This window comes from Deltaproteobacteria bacterium (assembly GCA_011773515.1).
In the GTDB taxonomy this organism is placed as follows: domain Bacteria; phylum Desulfobacterota; class Deferrimicrobia; order J040; family J040; genus WVXK01.
The window spans coordinates 122710-125713 of sequence record WVXK01000114.1 but is presented as its reverse complement, the minus strand read 5'-3'; the positions used below and the strand labels follow the sequence as shown (position 1 = coordinate 125713).

2 protein-coding genes and 1 pseudogene (1 of these 3 cut by a window edge) are annotated in these 3004 nt (G+C 57.6%); all 3 read left to right on the top strand.

Annotated features, from left to right (window positions below):
* A pseudogene (locus GTN70_12690) lies at window positions 1–810 on the top strand (hydantoinase B/oxoprolinase family protein) (it extends 725 nt beyond the left edge of the window).
* Window positions 807–2051: an ABC transporter substrate-binding protein gene (locus GTN70_12685; GenBank protein ID NIO17811.1), complete on the top strand. Its 1245-nt coding sequence runs from the start codon at window positions 807–809 to the stop codon at window positions 2049–2051. The pseudogene GTN70_12690 and the gene GTN70_12685 overlap by 4 nt, the downstream one beginning before the upstream one ends.
* Window positions 2052–2128: 77 nt before the next feature.
* On the top strand, window positions 2129–2980 hold the full coding sequence (locus tag GTN70_12680; protein NIO17810.1) for a branched-chain amino acid ABC transporter permease: 852 nt from the start codon (window positions 2129–2131) through the stop codon (window positions 2978–2980).
* The last annotated feature ends 24 nt before the right edge of the window (window positions 2981–3004 follow it).

Here is a 3004-nt window from a genome sequence, read left to right as displayed (position 1 = left end):
GACAGCCTTCACATCGACTTCTCGGGCTCGGACCGGCAGGTGCGGGGAAGCGTGAATGCCGTGTACGCGATTACCCTCTCGGCGGTTCTCTACGTGGTCCGTGCTCTCATGCCCGAGGAGATCCCGACCAACGGAGGGGTTTTGCGGCCCATAACGCTGGTCACGGAAAAGAGGTCGATCGTCGACTCCGAGTTTCCCTCTGCGGTAGCCGGGGGAAACGTGGAAACCTCCCAGAGGATCGTCGACGCATTGCTGGGGGCACTGGGGAAGGCGGTCCCCCATCGCATCCCTGCCGCGGCACAGGGGACGATGAACAACGTTGCCATCGGGGGTATCGACGAGAGGACGGGTGAGCCCTTTGCGTACTACGAGACCATCGGAGGGGGGATGGGAGCGGGAGAGGGGGTGAACGGTGCCAGCGCCGTCCATTCGAACATGACCAATACCCTGAATACCCCCATAGAAGCCCTCGAATACAGCTATCCCTTTCTCGTGAGGGAATATTCGGTGAGGAGGGGGACGGGCGGAAAGGGAGCGTACCGGGGAGGCGACGGCATCGTGAGGGAGATAGAGCTTCTGTCAGATGCTGATGCGACGGTCCTCTCCGAGAGGAGGAGGGTTCCTCCCTACGGTATGCTCGGCGGGGAACCGGGCTGCACGGGAAAGAACACGGTTATCTCGAGTGGTAAGGTATTCGACAAGGGGGGAAAGTTTTACGCTCCCCTTTCAAAGGGTGATGTTCTCAGGATAGAGACACCCGGGGGAGGAGGGTACGGAATCTTTCATCAAAAAAAGGAGGAGGAAAAATGAAGAGATCTTTCCTGGTTGTATTTTTCATCGTGTTATTCGCGGCGTCGGCCGCGAAGGCCGAAACCCTGAAGATAGGCGCCATCTACCCGCTCACGGGGCCCGCTGCGACGACGGGGAAGGAGCTTGCCGATGCGATCAAGCTTGCACAGGAGATCATCAACAACAAGCATGACTTCAATCTTCCCCTGGCGAAGGACGAGGGGCTTCCAAACCTCAAGGGGGCCAGGATCGAGGTCATCGTCGCCGATCATCAGGGAAAGCCCGACGTCGGCCTTGCCGAGGCCGAGCGCCTCATAACGGAGGAGAACGTGGTGGCTCTCATCGGCTGCTACTACAGCTCCGTGACGAAGACGGCTTCCCTCGCTGCCGAGCGGCACCAGAAGCCCTTTCTGAACCCCGAGTCGACCGCGGCATCCCTCACCGAGCGGGGCTTTAAATGGTTCTTCAGGACGACCCCCAACGATGACACCTTTTCCGAGAACTTCTTCCAGTTCCTCGACGAGCTGAACAAGAAGATGGAGAATAAGATCAAGAAGGTTGCCATCTTTCACGAGAACACCGATTTCGGCGAGGGAGTCAAGGACACGGAGACCAAGTACGCCAAACAGTACGGGTTCGAGCTTGCAGCGACTATATCCTACTCGGCAAACAGCTCGTCCCTGGACTCGGAGGTTCAGAAGATAAAGAACTCGGGGGCGGAGGTCGTTCTGCCGGCTTCGTATGTGTCCGACTCCATCCTCTTCATGAAGACTATAAAGAAGTTCAACTACGCTCCCAGCATGATCCTGGCCATGGACGCCGGTTTTATCTCGGGCGAGTTCGGAAAGTCCCTCGGCGCTGACGGCGACTACATCCTCAGCAGGGAGGTGTGGGCTCTCGACCTGGCGAATAAGAAGCCGATGGTTGCGGAGATCAACAGGCTTTACAAGGAGAGGTTTGGGAAGGATATGAACGGCAACTCGGCGCGGACCTTCACGGGACTTTTGACGATCGCCGATGCGATAAACCGTGCCGGGTCGACGGAGCCTGAGGCCATACGGAAGACGCTCGTCGGCTACTCGATTCCCGGTGATCAGCTTATCATGCCCTGGGCGGGGATACAGTTCAACGAGAAGCAGCAGAACGAGCTCGGGAGAGGCATCGTGGTGCAGCTCGTGGACGGTGCGTACTCCACCGTGTGGCCCTTCGACCTCGCGTCGCGGGAAATCGTGCATCCCTTCGTTCCATGGGATAAGAGGTAACGCGGCAGACCACAGGGGCGAAAAGCCTCCTTTCGCCCTTTCCATCGTTCCAGGGGAAAAGGTGCATGGAAACTGAAATTCTCCAGGCCGTAGTCAGCGGATTGCTCCTGGGGCTCATCTATTCGCTCGTCGCTGTGGGACTCACCCTGATATGGGGTGTTATGGATATCGTCAATTTCGCCCACGGCGACTTTTTGATGCTGGGGATGTACACATCCTATGTTCTCTATACCTCCCTTGGAATCGACCCGCTCCTGTCCATCCCCGTTGCGGGGGGCTTTTTGTTTGTCGTCGGCGTTGTGACCTACCGGATGATCATCAGGAGGATAATGCATGCCCCCATGCTCGTTCAGATATTTACCACCTTCGGCATGATGATATTTCTGCGCTACGTAATCTTCTTTTTCTTCAAGCCCGACTATCGCTCGATCGGGAACACGGTCCTGTCGGGAAATGTGAAGTTCCTGGGAGTTTACGTGGGCATACCCGAAACGGTTGCCGCCCTCGGCGCGTTCCTGACGACGGGGGTCATCTACTGGATCATAAACCACACCAGGATCGGCGGCGCGATCACGGCTACATCGGAAAACAGGGTTGCCGCGCAGCTGATGGGTATCGATCCCGACAGGATTTTCTCCCTCTCCTGGGGTATCGGCGGAGCCGCCGCCGGGATTGCCGGCGCCCTGCTTTCGAATTTCTTCTATATATTTCCCGAAGTGGGGGGTGTGTTCGGCCTCACGGCCTTCGTCGTCGTCTGCTTCGGCGGCTTCGGAAACATTCACGGGGCGTTCATTGCCGGGCTCATCGTGGGGCTGATAGAGTCCCTCGGGGGATACATTGCCCCGCCCGAGTACAAACACCTGTTCGTCTACTCCCTCTTTATCTTTCTTTTGTGGCTGAGGCCGAGAGGGCTCCTCGGGGTTACGTGATATGGCGGTAAAAGAGCTCTTCAT

Excerpts from the sequence above, each read along its gene's own strand:
- GTN70_12685 (NIO17811.1), top strand. The coding sequence starts at position 807 with ATGAAGAGATCTTTCCTGGTTGTATTTTTCATCGTGTTATTCGCGGCG.